At 48.2% G+C, this 19,383-nt stretch carries 18 protein-coding genes; 13 read left to right on the forward strand and 5 right to left on the reverse strand.

Going from position 1 to position 19,383, the window contains the following annotated elements; all coding sequences use genetic code 11:
* Positions 1 to 11: 11 nt before the first annotated feature.
* Together FSU_RS14510 and FSU_RS14515 are read left to right on the forward strand one after the other, a co-directional pair.
* The gene (locus FSU_RS14510; protein WP_014547103.1) at positions 12 to 1,925 is read left to right on the forward strand and encodes a fumarate reductase/succinate dehydrogenase flavoprotein subunit; all 1,914 of its coding nucleotides are present in this window, start codon (positions 12 to 14) and stop codon (positions 1,923 to 1,925) included.
* Positions 1,925 to 2,701, forward strand: a complete 777-nt coding sequence (locus FSU_RS14515; RefSeq protein ID WP_014547104.1) for a succinate dehydrogenase/fumarate reductase iron-sulfur subunit — start codon at positions 1,925 to 1,927, stop codon at positions 2,699 to 2,701. The genes FSU_RS14510 and FSU_RS14515 overlap by 1 nt, the downstream gene beginning before the upstream one ends.
* Positions 2,702 to 2,900: 199 nt before the next feature.
* On the opposite strand, the gene FSU_RS14520 is transcribed toward FSU_RS14515, so the two are convergent.
* The 5 genes from FSU_RS14520 to FSU_RS14540 form a co-directional block, all read right to left on the reverse strand.
* Positions 2,901 to 3,557, reverse strand: coding sequence for a DUF4417 domain-containing protein (locus FSU_RS14520; protein WP_014547105.1), 657 nt, complete (start codon positions 3,555 to 3,557; stop codon positions 2,901 to 2,903).
* 152 nt (positions 3,558 to 3,709) lie between these two features.
* Positions 3,710 to 4,042 carry a hypothetical protein gene (locus FSU_RS14525; protein WP_015732320.1) on the reverse strand — a complete coding sequence of 111 codons (333 nt, stop codon included), beginning with the start codon at positions 4,040 to 4,042 and terminating at the stop codon, positions 3,710 to 3,712.
* A 10-nt stretch (positions 4,043 to 4,052) separates the two neighbouring features.
* The gene (locus FSU_RS14530) at positions 4,053 to 4,520 is read right to left on the reverse strand and encodes an EndoU domain-containing protein (RefSeq protein WP_015732321.1); all 468 of its coding nucleotides are present in this window, start codon (positions 4,518 to 4,520) and stop codon (positions 4,053 to 4,055) included.
* Between the two features lie 203 nt (positions 4,521 to 4,723).
* The gene (locus tag FSU_RS14535; RefSeq protein WP_014547106.1) at positions 4,724 to 5,254 is read right to left on the reverse strand and encodes an ImmA/IrrE family metallo-endopeptidase; all 531 of its coding nucleotides are present in this window, start codon (positions 5,252 to 5,254) and stop codon (positions 4,724 to 4,726) included.
* Positions 5,254 to 5,613: a helix-turn-helix domain-containing protein gene (locus tag FSU_RS14540; RefSeq protein WP_014547107.1), complete on the reverse strand. Its 360-nt coding sequence runs from the start codon at positions 5,611 to 5,613 to the stop codon at positions 5,254 to 5,256. The genes FSU_RS14535 and FSU_RS14540 overlap by 1 nt, the downstream gene beginning before the upstream one ends.
* Positions 5,614 to 6,205: 592 nt before the next feature.
* Between FSU_RS14540 and FSU_RS14545 the strand changes: the two genes are divergently transcribed.
* The 11 genes from FSU_RS14545 (at position 6,206) to FSU_RS14595 (ending at position 19,372) form a co-directional block, all read left to right on the forward strand.
* Complete coding sequence (locus FSU_RS14545) at positions 6,206 to 7,768, forward strand: site-specific DNA-methyltransferase (protein ID WP_014547108.1); 1,563 nt, start codon at positions 6,206 to 6,208, stop codon at positions 7,766 to 7,768.
* Entirely contained in the window at positions 7,768 to 10,380 is a 2,613-nt protein-coding gene (locus tag FSU_RS14550) for a DEAD/DEAH box helicase (RefSeq protein ID WP_014547109.1), read from the forward strand. The genes FSU_RS14545 and FSU_RS14550 overlap by 1 nt, the downstream gene beginning before the upstream one ends.
* 191 nt (positions 10,381 to 10,571) lie before the next feature.
* Entirely contained in the window at positions 10,572 to 11,333 is a 762-nt protein-coding gene (locus FSU_RS14555) for a succinate dehydrogenase/fumarate reductase iron-sulfur subunit (RefSeq protein WP_014547110.1), read from the forward strand.
* Between the two features lie 204 nt (positions 11,334 to 11,537).
* Entirely contained in the window at positions 11,538 to 12,329 is a 792-nt protein-coding gene (locus tag FSU_RS14560) for an amino acid ABC transporter substrate-binding protein (protein WP_014547111.1), read from the forward strand.
* A gap of 18 nt (positions 12,330 to 12,347) precedes the next feature.
* A complete protein-coding gene (locus FSU_RS14565) occupies positions 12,348 to 13,007 on the forward strand; it encodes an amino acid ABC transporter permease (RefSeq protein WP_014547112.1) in 660 nt (219 codons plus the stop codon).
* An 8-nt stretch (positions 13,008 to 13,015) separates the two neighbouring features.
* On the forward strand, positions 13,016 to 13,837 hold the full coding sequence (locus FSU_RS14570; protein WP_014547113.1) for an amino acid ABC transporter ATP-binding protein: 822 nt from the start codon (positions 13,016 to 13,018) through the stop codon (positions 13,835 to 13,837).
* 174 nt (positions 13,838 to 14,011) lie between these two features.
* Positions 14,012 to 14,917, forward strand: a complete 906-nt coding sequence (locus FSU_RS14575) for a porin family protein (protein WP_014547114.1) — start codon at positions 14,012 to 14,014, stop codon at positions 14,915 to 14,917.
* Positions 14,918 to 14,923: 6 nt separating this feature from the next.
* Complete coding sequence (locus FSU_RS14580) at positions 14,924 to 15,709, forward strand: porin family protein (RefSeq protein WP_014547115.1); 786 nt, start codon at positions 14,924 to 14,926, stop codon at positions 15,707 to 15,709.
* An 82-nt stretch (positions 15,710 to 15,791) separates the two neighbouring features.
* A complete protein-coding gene (gene radC, locus FSU_RS14585) occupies positions 15,792 to 16,493 on the forward strand; it encodes a RadC family protein (RefSeq protein ID WP_015732322.1) in 702 nt (233 codons plus the stop codon).
* Positions 16,494 to 16,661: 168 nt separating this feature from the next.
* On the forward strand, positions 16,662 to 18,986 hold the full coding sequence (locus tag FSU_RS14590) for an OmpA family protein (protein WP_014547117.1): 2,325 nt from the start codon (positions 16,662 to 16,664) through the stop codon (positions 18,984 to 18,986).
* Positions 18,987 to 19,117: 131 nt separating this feature from the next.
* Positions 19,118 to 19,372 (forward strand): hypothetical protein, encoded by a 255-nt coding sequence (locus tag FSU_RS14595; RefSeq protein ID WP_015732323.1) that lies wholly within the window; start codon positions 19,118 to 19,120, stop codon positions 19,370 to 19,372.
* The last annotated feature ends 11 nt before the right edge of the window (positions 19,373 to 19,383 follow it).

Genomic DNA, 19,383 nt, shown 5'->3' on the forward strand with positions numbered 1-19,383 from the left:
GGAGCCCACTAATGATTCTTGATTCTAAAATCCCCGGTGGTTCCATCGAAGAAAAGTGGACCAAGCACAAGTTCGAACTCAAACTCGTGAACCCGGCCAACAAGCGCAAGTTCACGGTCATCGTCGTGGGTACTGGCCTTGCAGGTGCTTCTGCTGCCGCATCCCTCGGTGAACTTGGTTACAACGTAAAGTCTTTCTGCATTCAGGATAGCCCGCGCCGTGCCCATTCCATTGCTGCACAGGGCGGTATCAACGCAGCAAAGAACTACAAAAACGATGGCGACTCCGTTTATCGTTTGTTCTACGATACCGTTAAGGGTGGTGACTTCCGTGCTCGCGAAGCCAACGTGCACCGCTTGGCCGAAAACTCCAACTTGATCATCGACCAGTGCGTCGCTCAGGGCGTTCCCTTCGGTCGTGAATACGGTGGCCTTTTGGACAACCGCTCTTTCGGCGGTACGCAGGTTTCCCGTACGTTCTACGCTCGTGGTCAGACGGGTCAGCAGCTCCTCCTCGGTGCATACCAGGCTCTCATGCGCCAGGTTGCTGCCGGTAAGGTCAAGATGTTCCCGCGTCGCGAAATGATGGACCTCGTCGTGATCGACGGCAAGGCTCGCGGTATCATCGTCCGTAACCTCATCACTGGCGAACTCGAAAGCCACGTTGCAGACGCTGTCTGCCTTTGCACTGGTGGTTATGGTAACGTCTACTACCTCTCCACGAACGCTCAGGGCTCCAACGTCACGGCTGCATTCCGTGCTTACAAGCGCGGTGCTCTCTTTGCAAACCCGTGCTATACGCAGATCCACCCGACCTGCATTCCGCGCCATGGCGACCTTCAGTCCAAGCTCACCTTGATGAGTGAATCCCTCCGTAACGACGGTCGTATTTGGGTTCCGCGCAAGGCTGGCGACACCCGTTCTCCGGACCAGATCCCGGAAGAAGAACGTTACTACTACCTCGAAGAAAAGTACCCGAGCTTCGGTAACCTCGTCCCGCGTGACGTGGCTTCCCGTAACGCCAAGCAGGTCTGCGACGCAGGTCTCGGCGTGGGTAACACCAAGCAGGCTGTGTACCTCGACTTCGCCGACGCTATCCAGCGTATGGGCGTTGCAGGTGTCTCTGCCAAGTACGGCAACCTCTTCCAGATGTACGAAAAGATCACAGACGAAGACCCGTACAAGGTCCCGATGCGCATCTTCCCGGCTATCCACTACACCATGGGTGGTCTCTGGGTTGACTATGATTTGATGTCCACTATCCCGGGCTGCTTCGTTCTCGGTGAAGCAAACTTCTCCGACCACGGTGCAAACCGCCTCGGTGCATCTGCTCTTATGCAGGGCCTCTCCGACGGTTACTTCGTGATTCCGTTCACCATCGGTGGCTATTTCGCAGGTACCAAGCTCGAAAAGGTCTCTGAATCCGATGCCGCCTTCGAAGACTGCAAGAAGCAGACCGAAGAACGCATCCACAAGCTCCTCTCCATCAAGGGTCACCGCACTGTTAACGATATCCATCGTGAACTCGGTAACATCATGTGGGAATACGTTGGCATGGCTCGTAACGAAGCCGGCCTCAAGACGGCTCTCGAAAAGATTCCGGCACTCCGCCAGGAATTCTGGGAAAACGTCAACGTGCTCGGCTCCGAAGGTTCCTTCAACCAGAACCTCGAACGTGCTGGCCGCGTTGCTGACTTCCTCGAATTCGCCGAAGTCCTCACTCTCGACGCTCTCCATCGTAAAGAATCTTGCGGTGGCCACTTCCGTGAAGAAAGCCAGACTCCGGAAGGCGAAGCAAAGCGCGATGATGAAAACTTCTGCTACGTCGGTGCTTGGGAATACAAGGGCGACGGTATCGCACCGGAACTCTCCAAGGAACCTCTTACTTTTGATAACGTCCACCTTGCTACTAGGAGCTACAAATAATGAGCGGACTGAATTTGACTTTGAAGATTTGGCGTCAGAAGGATGCCAAGACCAAGGGACAGTTCGAAACTGTCAAGATCAACGATGTTTCTCCGGACATGTCCTTCTTGGAAATGCTCGACATTGTGAACGAAGAACAGATGAAGCAGGGCAAGGAAGGCTTCGCTTTCGACCACGACTGCCGCGAAGGTATCTGTGGTATGTGCTCTCTCGTCATCAACGGTATGCCGCACGGTCCTGACCATGCAACGACTACCTGCCAGCTTCACATGCGTAAGTTCAAGGATGGCGACACCATCGTGATCGAACCGTGGCGCGCTGCCGCATTCCCGGTTATCCGTGACTGCGCTGTCGACCGTACCGCTTTCGACCGCATCATTCAGGCTGGCGGCTTCGTTTCCGTCAACACCGGTGCTGCTCCTGAAGCATCCACGATTCCGGTTCCGAAGGCCGATGCCGACCGCGCATTCGACGCTGCCGCTTGCATTGGTTGCGGTGCTTGCGTCGCTGCATGTAAGAACGCCTCTGCTATGCTCTTCGTCTCTGCTAAGGTTTCTCACCTCAGCTTCTTGCCGCAGGGCAAGGTCGAAGCAAAGAAGCGCGTGCTCGCCATGGTCGCTCAGATGGACAAGGAAGGCTTCGGCAACTGCACGAACCTTTACGAATGCCAGGCCGCATGCCCGAAGGGTATCACCGTGGATTACATCGCCAAGATGAACCGCGAATACCTCGGCGCAACAGTCACCTATGCCGAAAAGGTGTACGGAAAGGACTAATTAGACGAAAGGACGCTTCGCCTTCGGCTCGCTACAGACGAGAGACGAAAGAAGCGTTACAACGTCATTGCGAACCCCGAATAGGGGTGAAGCAATCTCAATTCAGCATTATAAAAGGGACCGCAGCGATGCGGCCCTTTTTGCGTATGGTGGGGGAGGAATCCCCCTGGCTTTTGGCCTGATAAATCCTTTCCACAAATTATGTGTGATGTTCCTTATCCCAATTGTCAAACCGCAAAAATCGCGGTTCATAGGGAAAATCGCAAAACACATCCTTTGGCATAGAACCGTAAACGACTACAATTTGCGGATGCAACACCTTCAGCATTTCTACAACGCCCAAATGCATCAGTCGTTTTTCATCTTGAGTTTGACAACATCCATAAGTCCCGATTGAAACGATTGAGTTATGCGGAATGCCGATAAAAGCTACTGCTTCCGGTAATTCTACAGTTGTAAATGTCCTTTCGTCGCCCCATCGCACATTCGGAATCTGATAGACTCCGCTGTGTTGCAGAAAACTTGCGTTGCGCCGAGATATGAATAGGTTTGCAATCTGTGCGCAAAGAGGAGCTTCTACTAGAATAGAATTATCGGGAGATGTAATTCCCGGATGCTCTAAAAGATCTTTGATATACTTTTCAGGATGGTTGGTGAAATCCTGATAATGAGCCTCGTGTTCATAGAAGTGTACGAATCGATCCCTAGCCTTCTGCCGCTTGGAAAAGGGTACAAGTCCTGCGGGCTCGACAATTTGTTCCAATGGCTCTAATTGCGGAATTTCAAAGATTCCATCGTAAAAAGAGCGTTCCAGCAATTCTGGACGCAATCCGTCGTCAAAGGCGTTTATGCGCATATTTATTCCTCTTTTGAAGATTTTACTTGTTTTTGTGGAATAGATATGCTAAATTAATACCTACGTTAGTTGTTAACTAGGATTTGCTTTAGCATATCTGGGAATGGACTTGAATAAGATTGTTCGCTGCAACTTGTTCGAGTCCTTTCTTTTTAACCCATTGCTTGTTCGGCAGATTCAATATCAATCTCAATCGATTTTTTGATATCCTCCGGCATTTTGTCATGGATTCTGTGTATCGCCTCGATGAATTCCTTGGATTGAGTTTTAGTTGCGATTTCATCAAACATTTCGCTAATCCAGTAGATATCATCAGGACTGCATTCGTTTTCAAGGAACGAGAGTCCTTCCTGCAGGTTATCCGTAATCATTGCAAGGATTTTTTCGTGGCATTGTTCAATGCCGTAATCCCAGTTGTCCATCGTTTCATCCGCGATTCTTTTGCGTTCAACAATGATTTTGTTGAATTCATTCTTGTCTATCATTTTTTTACTCCTATGGTTGAATTTTGTCAGGGAACACAGTTCCGATTTGCCCATTTGTTTTGATTACACCTACACGAACGCCCTTGAAAGTCCCGTACATAATCCTTCCATCCGGGAAATTACGGTTCCTGTGTAACTGGGCTACATGTTCTCCAGCCCGTTTAATAGTTTTTTCACTCCATGACGTAGGAAACCAAGATTGGTTTATCCCCGTACGTTTCGCTCTTGTCGAATGCAAAGGGATGTTCCCGACACGAACACCATTGGAATACACCTTCACAATATTATATGGAATGCCATATTTATCAAGAAGGTCCATTCCCTTTTGTCCGTGACCACCACTCATCAGCTTTAATGGGTCGGTTGGTCTTTGCGGCCTTGTGAATTTTCCCTCCGATGAATGAACCAGTGAAAACTGGCTCATGGTTCTGGCGCTACCTTTCGTATTCATATAGCGCCCTGGTTTACTGGTTCCCATATTGTACCCCTTTTGCAGAATATACAATACGGATTGATATATGCAAGAATTGTCTTGACATAAAACCTCTTGCCGTATTTCGGCGGATGATGTTGTGCATCAAGACAAAGCCGTTAGTTGTTAACAAGAACTTGCTGATGCTGTTTGCTTGGATGGCTGATGTTCGCTGTACAGCCGTTTATTTAGGGTATAGATAGCTACTATTACACGATCCACCTCCCTTGGATTTTGCCGATTCTTGTTTTTGCGGCACCATAAGTGACACCGCATTTTTCTGAAATTTGAATGTAGTTCATCCCTTGAATTAGGTCATAATCCATGAGAAATTCTTCGGCAAAAGCATTTGCTTGCCATTCGGGATCTTCAAATGGTCTAAGCTTTTCCCCAGGAGCCAAACGGCAAAGAGCTACTCGGTTTGGTCCATGCAGAAGAAAATGCCCTATTTCATGCATAATTGTAAAACGGGCGCGTCCATCTCCGTGGCAAGCCGCAACATAGACATCCTGACGGATGATGATTTTATTGGCTCCTGAAAATGTCACGCCTTCTTCCGACATTGTGTAGTCGGCGACAATCTCCCATTCAAAATTAGGGAACAGCTTTTCCATAATCCATTCAAAAAACAAACATACAGGGATTTTGTGAATATCCTCTAAGCCGCATTTTTTTCGTATGGCCTTGGCCAATTCACGAATTTCCTGCTTGGATATTGGCTTTGCCTTAAAGTTTGCCATTATTTCTTCTCCTTGTTTAAAATACTTAGGATTCTGCTTATATCACTATCTGGTATAGAGTCCAATTTTCTGGCAAAAGCGATAGCAAGGTCTCTTTGGTTGGCCTGCAGGTCGTGCAATCCTATTTCGATTTCGTTATTAGAGTCGTAATAGGCGGCTTTCATCTTTTCGTTTTGTTCTTCAGATAGGCCATAGAGGGTCGCTATCTTGGAAAGCCATCCTTCGGGAATCTTTCTTTTCCCGTTCTCGACTCCAGAAAGGAATGCTGGAGATACGCTTAACTTGTCGGCCATATTAAGCAAAAGTTCTCCTATATCCATCCTTAAGTTCCTCAAAAATTTTCCGAAAGATGTGACCATTTTGTGTCTCCTTGAGTGGGTTTGCGAGTAATATACATTATTTTGGTTTACAAGTCAATAGATTTAGTTAAAGAAATTAACTTTTTTAGTTAATGCTGTGATTAGGGACATTTTCTCCGTTCTGGTCGAGCGCCATTGGATATTTTTGGAGATTATGTTTCGCGTGGGGGTGTGGTTTTACGGATTCCAAGCGAATTTGAGAAAAAACATCCGTAATCTGTTGTTGCCGGACTATCAAAGTCCGGCAATTATCTATATTCACAGCATGGCTTTTTAGCTGCATCGGCGGTTGTGTGCCGGTCGGGTAACGGGCTACCAGTTTTTAGAGTTTTTGCTCTTATTCTCATTGATGAAATCCGCTAAATTTCAAGTGTACGAGAATAAGGCGAACACTCACGTCCCTATGGGGCGTGGGTCGTTCGTGCTTGTAGTACACAGGGCTTTTAGCGGAGCCTCATCAATTGCAAGTCGGATGATTCCACGCCTTTTTTACATGCTCCTGTCACCCTGGAGCCGAAGGCGATAGGGTCCAGTCCTTCAAGAGGGTAAGGGTTAGAACTGAACCTTTAACCTTTTTGTACATGAGGCCCCCATGCCCTCGCTGACCTGGATTGGCAAAGACGCTGTTTTGAATCACCACCTGGATGTCCCTTATCGGGTTCTGGAAAAGAAATACGATTTTGGCGACGGCGAGCCGGGTAACAAGATTATCCACGGCGATAATTTGGAAGCGCTCAAATCTCTGCTCCCTGAATACGAAGGTCGCATCAAATGCATCTATATCGATCCACCGTACAATACCGGCAACGAGAACTGGGTCTATAACGACAATGTGAACAGCCCGAAAATCAAGAAGTGGTTAGGGCAAGTGGTAGGGAAGGAATCCGAGGACTTGACCCGTCACGACAAGTGGCTTTGCATGATGTACCCGCGCCTTAAGTTGTTGCAGAAATTGTTGAGCAACGACGGGGCGATTTTTATCAGCATCGATGATAACGAACAGGCGAATCTGAAGTTGGTTTGTGATGAGATATTTGGAGCAGGGAATTTTGTTGGTGATTTTATTTGGGAAAAGAAAAAAGTGGTTCAAAACGATTCAAAATTTTCATCAGTTAATCATGAATATGTTTTGTCATATAGAAAATCAGAACAATTACAAGTATTCAATTTATTGCCACGAACAGAAGAAGCAAACGCAAGATATGCTAACCCGGACAATGACCCAAACGGACCTTGGACTAGTGTTGCCTTAACTGCCAAAAGTGGCTCCGCTGATAACATTTATGATTACACTTTTCCAAATGGAATTTATTGGAAACCGAATGAAGGAGCTTATCCCAGATTAAGTAAGGATTCATTAATAAGGGCTTATGAAGAGAATAGACTGTGGTTTGGTAAAGATGGAAAAAATGTTCCTAGATTAAAAAAATACTTATCCGAAGTAAAACAAGGAATGGTTACAAATTCCATTTTGTATAACGAAATTGTTGGTTCAACGCAATTAGCAAAAGAACAACTAAAACGAACTTTGGGAAAAAATGTTTTTGATACTCCTAAATCAATCAAATTAATTGAGATGCTTCTTGTTTTAGCCACCGACAAATCCTCCATCATCCTCGATTCCTTCGCTGGTTCCGGCACCACAGCCCATGCTGTGCTGAATTTGAACAAACAAGATGGCGGCAACCGCAAGTTCATCCTTGTCGAAATGGAAGATTACGCCGAGACAATCACCGCCGAACGCGTCCGTCGAGTCATCAATGGCTATGGCGAAGGCAAGAATGCCATTGAAGGCACCGGCGGTTCATTCGCCTACTATGAACTTGGCCCAGAACTTTTGAAAGATGGTTTCATCAACGAAAACGTTCCGGAGCAGACCATCCGCGAATACCTCTATTACACCGAAACAAACCATGCATTGCCGCAAAGCAACAACGGGCATCCGGCTCATTTAGGGAACTTCGATGGCGTCGCCTATTATTTCCTTTACAACAAGGACGAAACAACGACGCTTGATGCGACTTTTCTTGCGTCAATTTCGGAGAAGGCCGACCGCTATGTCATCTATGCGGACAACTGCATCATGCCGCAGAAATTCCTTTTTGACCACGACATCACCTTCAAGAAAATCCCGCGTGATATCCGGAGGTTCTAATGATTCTCAAGCAATACCAGAAAGACATCATCGAAGATTTGACCCGTTATCTGGAAATTCTCCAAAAGACAAAAAATATTTCGGAGAGCTTCAATGAATTCTGGCGGCTGCACCCGCGGACTCCGCTCACTCCGTTCCCCGGCGAAATCGTGGAACCCTACAAGAACAATGTTGCTGGCGTTCCTCATGTGTGTCTGAAGGTCCCGACCGCTGGTGGAAAAACATTCATTGCCGCCAATGCGCTCCGACCGATTTTCTCGATATTTCCGCAAGATCACGCAAAGACTGTCGTGTGGCTTGTTCCGTCCAATTCCATCCTTGAACAGACGATTCGCAACTTTTCAAACCCGGAACACCCATATCGCGAACAGTTGAATGCGGATTTCGGGAATCGCGTGGAAGTCTATGACAAGACTGCTCTTTTACAGGGTGCGGGATTCAACGCTTCGTCCGTAAAGGAAAACTTGTCCCTTTGCATTCTCAGTTTCGATAGCCTGCGGAGCCGCAACAAAGACAATCGCAATGCCTACAAGGAAAACGGCAACCTATTGTCTTTTGCGGAATCCGCTGATGAAGAAGTCTCCTTGATGTCGGTTTTCAAGCAACTTAATCCCGTAATCGTTGTAGATGAAAGCCATAACGCGGAAAGCGAATTGAGTGTCGATATGCTCAAGCAGTTGAACCCGAGTTTTATTCTGGACTTGACGGCGACTCCGCGAAAAAACAGCAACATCATCAGCTTTACCAGTGCTTTTGAACTCAAAAAAGAAAGCATGGTCAAGTTGCCCGTGATTGTCTATAACCACCAAAGCAAGGACGAAGTCGTAAATTCGGCGCTGGAACTTCGCACCCGCTTGGAGCGAGCCGCTTTTGACGCTCAAAATCAGGGCGGAGCGCCCATTCGCCCCATTGTCCTATTCCAAGCGGAGCCCAAGACAAAAGAAGACAACGCCACTTTCGATAAAATCAAAGCGATGCTAATCGAAAAGGGAATCAAGGAAAGCGAAATTAAGATAAAAACCGCCGATAAAAACGAGTTGGCTGGTTTGGACTTGATGTCGCCGGATTGCGAAGTCCGTTACATCATTACGGTGAACGCTCTGAAAGAAGGCTGGGATTGCCCTTATGCGTACATCCTTGCTTCGCTTGCCGACAAGAACTCCGCTGTGGATGTGGAACAGATTCTCGGAAGAGTACTGCGGTTGCCTTATACGCGCAAAAATCCGAACCCGATGTTGAACATGAGTTATGTGCTTACGGCATCGAACAAGTTCTTGGATACCGTGCAGAATGTGGTGGAAGGTTTGAACCGCGCAGGCTTCAGCGGCAAGGACTACAGAATTGCGGATACGCAGGTGGTCAACGATTTGCCTAGTGAGGCTCCTGTCGCACCGTCGCCAGTCGATTTGTTGTCGCCGATTTCACCGGAAACTCAAGTTCCTTCGACAAGTGCCTTAGATGAAAACATATCGCCAGCAACAAGCTGGAATCCTGGGGCAAGTGTTTGTTCTGCAAGCCCTGCCGTGCAAGACATAGAACGCTTGGCAAGGCAAGAGAACGAAACGATGGAAAAGCAAATTCAGGAGAGCAAATCTACTGGAGCTGCCCCTACACCTGCAGATTTGGAGAAACAAGTGAAAAACGCCCACATCAAGGAAAACTTCATCGAAAGTGCAAGTGGAATTTGCCTGCCTAAATTCTTTATGAACATGGATGGCATTGAAAACGACTTGTTCGGTCTCTGTGAAATGGAATTTGAAAAGGACATGCTCCTGAAAAAATTCCCGCTTCGCACCTGCGATACATCCATCAACTTCGACAACGTCGATGCGGAAATATACAAGGTCGATTTGGATGAAAGTTCCAAGGACAACACGCCGACCTTCTGCAAAGTGGGGAAGGATGTGCAGACAAGCCTTGCCCAATGGATTTTAAGTATCAAGGATGTTGAAAGTAAACGCAAGAAATGCGCCGAGATGCTAGTGGGGCTTGTCGGGAAAATGTATCCCATTCCAGACCAGGAAATCAAGATATACATTGAACGAGTATTGGAATCGTTCGATGATGCTGCATTCAACCACATGCTGAACAACTCCACTCCATACGCAGCAAAAATCAGAACAGCCATCCAGAATCATGCCGATACCTATGTGCGTGACGAGTTCCGCCGTGAACTAGATTCGGACAAGATTATCTTGAAGCCCTCCTATATGTTCAAAAAGCAGAAGCCATATTCTGCGAAAGGCAAGAGCATTGCTAAGAGCCTATACGAACCGGAAGAAGGTTTCAATGAATTCGAAGCCGAAGTCGTGAACGATATCGCCAATTTGGAAAATGTGGAATTCTGGACCCGCAACAAGGAACGCTCGGATTTCTGCATCAACGGGTTTATCAATCACTATCCTGATTTCATCATCAAGACGAAAAAAGGAAAAATCGTTCTGCTGGAAACCAAGGGTGACCATTTGGATGCTGCGAGGAAAATTGAACTCGGGAACCTCTGGGCGTCAAAAGCCGGAAACGAATATCGCTATTGCCTAGTGTATAAGGACCGGAGCGAAGAGGGCGCATACACCAAGGAAGAATTCTTGAGCCAGATGAGGAACTGGTAAAAAAATACGTTAATCCGTAGCGTCTGCGTTAGGGATAGTGACCCCTTGGGGCCGAGACTCGCGGAGCGAGGCTTGGTTCTGGGTGGTGAGCGGCAAGCGATAGCGCAGCCGATTGCCCCCAGAATATAGCCCGACCCACGAAGTGGGGAACGCCCAAAAGAAAATGCCGCGTCAGCGTCGGCGGACTGAATTTGACTTTGAAGATTTGGCGTCAGAAGGATGCCAAGACCAAGGGACAGTTCGAAACTGTCAAGATCAACGATGTTTCTCCGGACATGTCCTTCTTGGAAATGCTCGACATTGTGAACGAAGAACAGATGAAGCAGGGCAAGGAAGGCTTCGCTTTCGACCACGACTGCCGCGAAGGTATCTGTGGTATGTGCTCTCTCGTCATCAACGGTATGCCGCACGGTCCTGACCATGCAACGACTACCTGCCAGCTTCACATGCGTAAGTTCAAGGATGGCGACACCATCGTGATCGAACCGTGGCGCGCTGCCGCATTCCCGGTTATCCGTGACTGCGCTGTGGACCGTACCGCTTTCGACCGCATCATCCAGGCTGGCGGCTTTGTTTCCGTCAACACTGGTGCTGCTCCTGAAGCATCCACGATTCCGGTTCCGAAGGCCGATGCCGACCGCGCATTCGACGCTGCCGCTTGCATTGGTTGCGGTGCTTGCGTCGCTGCATGTAAGAACGCTTCTGCAATGCTCTTCGTCTCTGCTAAGGTTTCTCACCTCAGCTTCTTGCCGCAGGGCAAGGTCGAAGCCAAGAAGCGCGTTTTGGCCATGGTCGCTCAGATGGACAAGGAAGGCTTCGGCAACTGCACGAACCTTTACGAATGCCAGGCTGCCTGCCCGAAGGGTATCACCGTCGATTACATCGCCAAGATGAACCGCGAATACCTCGGCGCAACAGTCACCTACGCCGAAAAGGTTTACGGAAAGGACTAATAGTTACTCCTGACCAAACCATTCAAAAAAGGACCGCAGCGATGCGGCCCTTTTTGTATGTAAACTGCAATCGTCCAAATCTCTCGGGAATCGGTCATTTTTTCGGGATGTCCCCAAAAGAAGTTGTAGCTCGGTCACGCTTGCGGCGCCCTATAACCACTCTCTTTCCTATATTTCCATTAGAAATTAAAAAAGGAATCTAAGATGAAAAAATTTTTTGCAATTCTTGCGGCGTTTGCGTGTGCCGCTGTTCTCTCTGCCTGTAACGACCAGAAGGCTGAAACGAAGACTGCTGCCGATGACTCCTTCAATAAGGTCAAGGCGGCAGGTGTGTTCGTGCTTGGCCTCGACGATTCTTTCCCGCCGATGGGCTTCCGCGACAAGGACAACAACATCGTGGGCTTTGATATTGACCTCGCGACAGAAGTTTGCGCTCGTTTGGGCATCAAGCTCAAGACGCAACCGATTTCCTGGGACGCCAAGGAACAGGAACTGAATACCGGCAAGATTGACTGCATCTGGAACGGCATGAGTGTTGATTCTGATCGCGCTAGGGTCATGAACTTGAGCGATGCTTACCTCAAGAACCGCATGATTTTCACGGTGAAGGACAAGGCTATCACGAACCTCGCTGCTCTCGCTGGCAAGAAGATTGCCGTGCAGAACGGTTCTACCGCCCAGAAGCTTTTGGAAACTTCCGAAGCCGGCAAGGCTGCCAAGGAAATCGTCCCGTTTGACGACAACCAGACGGCTCTCATGGATTTGGACAAGGGCGGTGTCGATGCCGTATTCCTCGATGAAATCGTTGCCAAGTACTGGATTGTCACGAACGCCAAGCCGTACATCGTCTTGGAAGAAGGCCTTTCCGACGAAGTCTACGCTGTGGGCTTCCGCAAAAAGGACCAGGCACTCCGTGACTCTGTGAACAATGTTCTTGATGCAATGAAAAAAGATGGCAAGTTCGCTGAAATCTCTGCCAAGTGGTTTGGCAAGTAACGGTCGGCGCGCAATCTCATGTCTGACTTGAACTCTTTACTCCCGATTCTCTGGGGCGGTTTCTGCACGACGCTTGCGATTTTTGCGCTGACGCTCCTGTTCTCGATTCCGCTCGGCTTGCTTGTAGCGGTTCTCAAGATGAGCCGCTACCGCATTGTGCGTTACCCGGTATCGTTCTACATCTCGGTGATGCGCGGCACTCCGCTTTTGCTCCAGATTGTGGCGATTTACTTTGGCTCGTACTACTTGAGCGAATACACGGGAGTGGAGTTCTCGTTTGACCGTTTTCCGGCAGTGATTGTCGCCTTCTCGATAAACTATGCCGCTTACTTTGCTGAAATCTTCCGCGGTGGCATCCAGTCAATTCCGAAGGGCCAGTACGAGGCTGCAGCAATGCTCGGTCTTACGCGCGGTCAGACTTTTTATCGCATCATTCTTCCGCAGGTGGTCAAGCGCGTTGTGCCTGCCAGTGCAAACGAAGTCATCACGCTTGTGAAGGATACTTCCTTGGCGCAGGTGATTGCCGTGACGGAACTTTTTGCACTCGCGAAAAAACAGCAGGCCGCTTACGCAAGCATCTATCCGCTGTTTGTGGCGGGCGTGTTCTATTACATTGCAAATCTTCTTTTGAGTGTGTTGTTCGCTTACGTGGAACGTAAGTTGAACTATTATAAGTGAGGCGTGTCATGGATTCTCAAGTTCAGTCTGTTATTATCAATGACGCACCTCTAGATTCTTCTCCGATTCTCGAAGTCAAACATTTGAAGAAGTCCTTTGGCGACTTGCATGTGCTCAAGGACATCTCGTTTGACCTCAATGCGGGCGAGGTGCTCTCGATTATCGGGCCTTCTGGTTCCGGCAAGAGCACACTCCTCCGTTGCCTCACGCAGCTTGAAACGTTTGAGGCGGGCGAGGTGCGTGTCGATGGCAAGGACATGGTGGTTCCCGGTTCTTGCATTGGTGGTAAAATCAAGTACGCTCCCGCAAAGACTCTCCGTGACATTCGCCTTTCTACGGGTCTTGTGTTCCAGAACTTTAACTTGTTCCCGCACTTGACCGTACTCCAGAACTTGACGCTTGCGCCGATCCGCGTGCTTCACGATTCCCGTGAAGATGCCCGTGCGCTGGCTCGATTCTTGCTCAAGCAGATGGGCCTCGAAGGTAAGGAAAAGTCTTACCCGTGCGAACTCTCGGGCGGCCAGCAACAGCGTGTGTCCATTGCGCGTGCGCTTGCATTAAAGCCGAAGATTCTTTTCTTTGATGAACCGACGAGCGCCTTGGACCCAGAACTCACGGGCGAAGTCCTCAAAATCATCAAGAAGCTTGCCGAAGACCGCATGACAATGGTCATCGTGACTCACGAAATGGCTTTTGCCCGAGATGTGGCGAACAAGGTTATGTTCATGGACCAGGGCGTTGTCGTGGAACAGGGAACACCGGACTTTGTGTTCAACCAGTCTCAGAACAAACGCTTGAGTTCGTTCCTGGAAAGATTCTCGAGAACATAATACATCCAAATTTGCCGTTCTTCCCCAAATTTCGACGTGTTGTAGACTTTTAAAACATTTTTGGGATTTTTTGTAAAAAGTTCTAGAAATGTTGTCTACCATTTTTGTATTTTATCCTTCAACTAACAAATTTTTAAATTTTAAATAACATTTGTGTTATTTGAAGGAGATTGAATGAAAAAGCTCTTTATTGCATCTGCTATCGCCATGATGTGCCTTAGCGCAAACGCCTTTGCCGAAGATGACGGTTACGGTAACGACATCCCGGCTGCAAGGACCGAAGGTACCGTTGATGACGGTTACGGCAATAAGCTCCCGGCGAACGAACCTGAATACAAGAGCTTTGACGAAGCACGTTCTTCTTCAAATTCTTCAAATGACGGTCAGCGTCCGAAGTCACTTTTCGGTGTCCACCTTGGCATTGGTTATGCTTCTTTCTGGGATTATCCGACAGATAAGGATTTTGAAATGTTCTTTGGCAAGAATGAATGGTCCGGTGTTTCCATGGACTTCGGTCTTGTCTTCAAGTATCGCATCAATCCGTTGATTTCTTTTGTCCCTGAATTCAACTTGGGCATTAGCTACTTCATGGAAGAAATTGAAGGTTCCGAAGACTATGACTTCCTCTGGGGTGCTTACAAGGTCAATGATACTCGTACCCTCATCAATATCAATGTTCCTCTTGCAATCCGTTTGACGGTTCCCTTTGTTTATCTTGAAGCGGGCGCTCGCCTCAATTTGAATCTCTCTACGTCTCATGACTATGAATATACGGACAGAGACGGCAATAATCTTCAGTACTATGATTGGGAAGACGATGAATACAAGAACGTGACCCGCAAGGCTGAAGATGAATGGAAGGTGAAAACGTTCATTCCGTCTATCATGGCAGGCCTTGGCACGACTATTCTCATCAATGGTCATGAATGTGACTTCGGTGTCCGCGTGTTCTTTGACATGAATGGTATTGAAGAAAAAGACAAGTTCGTCATTGAAGATGATCGTAGCGACCGTATCAAGGTTGTTAAGGACGAAACTAAGATTTACTCTATCCAGTTTGTATTCAATTACTTCTTCTAATATTGTATGAAAAAGTTCATCCTAGTTGCCGTCTTCGCCATATTTTGCCTTGGCTCAAATGCGCTTGCCAGGGGAGTGTCCGAACCGATTCTCCGTATTGGCGTGCATGTAGGCATAGGTACTACTGGTTATTGGGACTACCCGTCGGAATCTCTTGTGGGTAGCGATGACTGGGGCGGTGTCGCGGCAGACTTGGGTGGCGTGTTTAAGTTCCGTATAAATGATATCCTGAACTTTATTACTGAATTGAATTTTGGCCTGAATGTGGTTAGCCGTGATATTGCCTTTGGCAGGAATCGGCAAACTTACTATACGCAAGAAGAAACGCGTACAATCTTGAAGACGGATTTACCGCTCCTTATTCGTGTTTGGCCGTTGGAATACGGCTTCTTTGATGCGGGTGTCCAGATCAATGCCAATTTTTGGAGTACAAGCAACAAGGAATACCATGATGCCGATGGAAATTCTTTACAGAGCGTGAGTGGCGATTTGGAAACATGGAAAGTGAGGACAAATGTCACGTCTCTTGTTTTCGGTTTTGGCCTCGGTGGTGTCATTGGTGACCTTGGTTTCCGCTTTATTCTGGACCTCGATCGCATCCATAAAAATGACAAGATTTCTTACTACAACGATGGTAAGGAGATTTATCCTTACGATGAATATGTCAAGATAAAGTCCGAAAAAAATATTCCAGGACCGTCAGAGAAGCCTACGGTCTTTGAAAACAAGACAAAAATTTGGACCTTGCAGTTTGTGGTCAATTACTACTTTGATTTGAAATCATCCAGGTAAAAATTTTTTTCAAAAAATTTTTAGACCAAAAGCCTGCGAAAAGCGTGTTTATATAATAGAACCTTTTTGCAGGAGAAAATAGATGATTCAAAATCAAGTGGCTCTGTACACGAAACCCGACTTCAATTTGATGCCGCGAGAAAAACTGGAATTCTCCGGCGTCAGCTCTTTAAGCAACGAAGAACTGCTAGCGCTGATTTTGGGGAGCGGTAGCCATGAATGCAGCGTGTTTGAATTGGCGAGGCGTCTTTCGGAATTCTTATCAACGGAAACATCTGTCCCCACACTTGCCCGTCTCAAGAGCATTCGTGGACTTGGAAAAGTCAAGGCCGCTCAAATTCTGGCATGCTTGGAGCTTTCTGGGCGCTTTATTTTAAGTGACAAGGCAATTCCCGTGGCTGTTCCCGAAGATGTGCTTTCTCGCGTGGCGTACATGAAGTACGAATCGCAGGAACATCTTGTCGTCATTTCCTTAAATTCTGCCAATTACATCATTCGCGTACACGAACTCACGACAGGGCTTGTGAACCAGACGCCCGTGCATCCGCGCGAAGCGTTTGCGCTCGCTATTGAAGACCGCGCCGTTTCTGTGATTTTTGTCCACAATCACCCTTCTGGATCGCTGGAACCGAGTCCTGAAGACATGTCTATCACGCGAGTCCTCTGCGCATCAGGTAAAATTTTGCAAATCCCAGTTTTGGACCATATTATCATTGGTAAAAGTGGGTTTACAAGTTTGTGCCGTCTTTACCCAGAAATCTTTGAACAGGCTTTTTTCAAGTGAAATCTTGTAAAAAAAAGACATAAATAGTAAAAATACAAAAAGTATGTATTATTTATCCATTATTTCGTGGGTGAAAAAGTGCGGACTTTTTTTTAAAGAGTTATATTTCACTTAAACATTACTATAAGGACCACTCTATCCAAGGGGTGGTTAAAACAAGGAGACTCTATGAAACGAGTAGCAATGGGATTGGCCCTGGCTTTGGCAGCATCATCTGCCTTTGCTGGTCACGCCAATACGATTAACAAGACGGGTTTCGTCGGTGTCAATAAGACACAGTCTGCCCAGTCTCTTGGTCATTCAAAGCTTGTGTTTACGGCTTTGGGCGATTACGCATTTGGCAATAGCATGTTCAAGGCTGATCCTGAAAACGGCTATAACTATGCATTTGAAAATGAATACACGAAGCAGAAGGCTGAAGCAGCCCAGTACAGCGGCATAAGCGCTTACGTTGGTCTCGCTATCGGTCTTTTGGACTACTTCGATATCGGTGTGACGTTGCCGGTCTTCTATGACCAGTTCAACGGCAACGCAGTTTGTGGTGAAGCAGAAGGCTGCAACCCGGCTGCTCTCGCTGGTACCAAGGTCGGTTACATTGGTAACGTGACTGCCAGCTTGAAGGCTCGCGCTCCGATTCCGGCAGATGTGCCTATCGACTTCGCTGCTTTCTTCAGATATTCTTTCAAGACATCCAAGAACTCCAAGCAGGGTGTCTGGATTCGTGAACCGGAATACATTGCCAAGGAAGTTGGCATGGCATTCCCGTACGGTACTGCTAAGTCTGTGATGACCGTCGGTGCCGCTTTGACGTTCGACCTTTCCAAGATTGACGTTATGCCTCTCCTCGTCCATATCAACGGTGGTTACCGTATGTCCATGGACAAGGCTTACATGTCCTTCCCGTTTGCAAGCGCAGCTCTTGAATTCTATGTGCTTGACTTCCTCTCGTTCTTCGGTGAATTCTACATGGATATCCAGACCGAAGACTTTACCTGGAACGTTGCTCAGTATGGCCTCCCTGAAAAGCTTGACATGAAGCAGGTGACTGGCGGTGCTGTGTTCCACTTGCCGATTGGCCTCGACATCCAGCTTGGCGCTTCTGTCTACGTTGGCAATGACAACTATGTCCACTTTGCCCGCGTGATGGAAAACGAAGAAAACTTCCTCACCGGTATCAAGGCTACCAAGACTCGCGTGAACCCGCAGCTTGCCTTGTTCGGTGGTCTTACCTGGTCCGGCTTCCTCGCTCCGCAGGACCGCGATGGTGACGGCGTGGCTGACTCTGATGACCGCTGCCCGGATGACTATGGTCATCGTTTGAACGGCGGCTGCCCGATGGGTAACCCGGATAGCGACGAAGACGGTGTCTGCGACGCTTGGGTTTCTGAAAAGGGTATGCTTGACGAATTCCGTAATGTTTGCGAAGGCATCGACCAGTGCCCGACCGAAAAGGGTAATAAGTCTAATGGTTGCCCGACGGATGATCCGGACCCGGATAAGGACGGCGTCTGCGATGCTTGGGTAAGCCAGAAGGGTGAACTCGACAACTTCAAGGAAATTTGCGAAGGCATCGACCAGTGCCCGGCTGAAGCTGGTACGCTCGTCAACAACGGTTGCCCGGAAGACAATCCGGATCCGGATGGCGACGGTCTCTGCTCTCCGTGGGTCACCGACAAGAACAAGCTTGACCAGTATGCCGGCGTCTGCAAGGGCTACGACATGTGTCCGGGTGAAGCTGGTGCTGCCGGCAATAAGGGCTGCCCGTGGGATGATCCGGACAGCGACGGCGACGGTATCTGCGACGAATGGGTTGTTCAGAAGAAGCTCGGCTACTACTTCGAAAAGGCTGCCGAAGACGAATCTGTTGCTAAGGAATGGTTCATCTCCAAGACCTGTAAGGGTCTCGACAAGTGCCCGCTCGAACACGGTGTTGCCGCTAACGATGGCTGCCCGCTCCCGGATCCGGACCTTGACAAGGATGGCGTCTGCGATGCTTGGGTCACCGAAAGGAACATGTTCAACCTCTTCGAAGGTGTCTGCGCTGGTCTTGATCGCTGCCCGAATGAAGCTGGCGATGATGGCTTCGGCTGCCCGAAGAAGAAGGTAGAAAAGCTCGAAGGTATCTCCTTCAAGAGCGGTTCTGCAACTGTCAACGCTAACGCTAAGAGAATCCTTAAGGGTATCGCTCAGAAGCTTAAGGAAGACGAAGCATACAAGGATCTCAAGATTGTGATCCAGGGTCATACCGACAACCGCGGTAAGGCTAAGAAGAACCTCAAGCTCTCTGACCGCCGCGCTAAGGCCGTTATGAAGCAGCTCACGAAGTTCGGCGTTGCCAAGAACCGTATCAAGGCTGTTGGTCTCGGCTCTACCTGCCCGGTTGACGACAACTCCACGGCAGACGGCCGCGAAATGAACCGTCGTATTGAAATGCACTTCGTCACACCGGAAAATGACGGTATGAAGTGCGAAAGCAACTACGTTGGTGACTAATAACTTTTAGAGTCTCAACCAAAGCCCCGGGCATAAGCCCGGGGCTTTTCTTATAATCGCAACTACGTTGCCATTTTGTCATCCCGGCCTCCGTGCCGGGATCGCCTTTATTAATTGCTAAATTATCGTATATGACAAAACTTGATGAAATTCTGACCGTAAATAACTTTAGCAATCACGATCTCGTTGAAATGCTCCCCGTGAACTTGAACCACAAGATGGTGCAGAAGGCGCGCCTCGGAAAGAAGCCTGTGCCAAAGCACACGCAAGACCTGATTCTGCAGGCTTTGAACAAACTCTTGCTGCAAACCGCGGCTGAAGTGGATGGCAAGGTTGTGAAGCAGTACAAGCGCGTGGAAGTGTTCGGAAACGACGAAGTCGCTTAGCAACTTTTATT

It is taken from the genome of Fibrobacter succinogenes subsp. succinogenes S85, from assembly GCF_000146505.1.
Classification (GTDB): domain Bacteria; phylum Fibrobacterota; class Fibrobacteria; order Fibrobacterales; family Fibrobacteraceae; genus Fibrobacter; species Fibrobacter succinogenes.

Bases quoted from the DNA above. Each gene is read 5' to 3' on its own strand.
- FSU_RS14510 (WP_014547103.1), top strand. From the start codon at position 12: ATGATTCTTGATTCTAAAATCCCCGGTGGTTCCATCGAAGAAAAGTGG.
- FSU_RS14515 (WP_014547104.1), top strand. From the start codon at position 1,925: ATGAGCGGACTGAATTTGACTTTGAAGATTTGGCGTCAGAAGGATGCC.
- FSU_RS14520 (WP_014547105.1), bottom strand. From the start codon at position 3,557: ATGCGCATAAACGCCTTTGACGACGGATTGCGTCCAGAATTGCTGGAA.
- FSU_RS14525 (WP_015732320.1), bottom strand. From the start codon at position 4,042: ATGATAGACAAGAATGAATTCAACAAAATCATTGTTGAACGCAAAAGA.
- FSU_RS14530 (WP_015732321.1), bottom strand. From the start codon at position 4,520: ATGGGAACCAGTAAACCAGGGCGCTATATGAATACGAAAGGTAGCGCC.
- FSU_RS14535 (WP_014547106.1), bottom strand. From the start codon at position 5,254: ATGGCAAACTTTAAGGCAAAGCCAATATCCAAGCAGGAAATTCGTGAA.
- FSU_RS14540 (WP_014547107.1), bottom strand. From the start codon at position 5,613: ATGGTCACATCTTTCGGAAAATTTTTGAGGAACTTAAGGATGGATATA.
- FSU_RS14545 (WP_014547108.1), top strand. From the start codon at position 6,206: ATGCCCTCGCTGACCTGGATTGGCAAAGACGCTGTTTTGAATCACCAC.
- FSU_RS14550 (WP_014547109.1), top strand. From the start codon at position 7,768: ATGATTCTCAAGCAATACCAGAAAGACATCATCGAAGATTTGACCCGT.
- FSU_RS14560 (WP_014547111.1), top strand. From the start codon at position 11,538: ATGAAAAAATTTTTTGCAATTCTTGCGGCGTTTGCGTGTGCCGCTGTT.
- FSU_RS14565 (WP_014547112.1), top strand. From the start codon at position 12,348: ATGTCTGACTTGAACTCTTTACTCCCGATTCTCTGGGGCGGTTTCTGC.
- FSU_RS14570 (WP_014547113.1), top strand. From the start codon at position 13,016: ATGGATTCTCAAGTTCAGTCTGTTATTATCAATGACGCACCTCTAGAT.
- FSU_RS14575 (WP_014547114.1), top strand. From the start codon at position 14,012: ATGAAAAAGCTCTTTATTGCATCTGCTATCGCCATGATGTGCCTTAGC.
- FSU_RS14580 (WP_014547115.1), top strand. From the start codon at position 14,924: ATGAAAAAGTTCATCCTAGTTGCCGTCTTCGCCATATTTTGCCTTGGC.
- radC (WP_015732322.1), top strand. From the start codon at position 15,792: ATGATTCAAAATCAAGTGGCTCTGTACACGAAACCCGACTTCAATTTG.
- FSU_RS14590 (WP_014547117.1), top strand. From the start codon at position 16,662: ATGAAACGAGTAGCAATGGGATTGGCCCTGGCTTTGGCAGCATCATCT.
- FSU_RS14595 (WP_015732323.1), top strand. From the start codon at position 19,118: ATGACAAAACTTGATGAAATTCTGACCGTAAATAACTTTAGCAATCAC.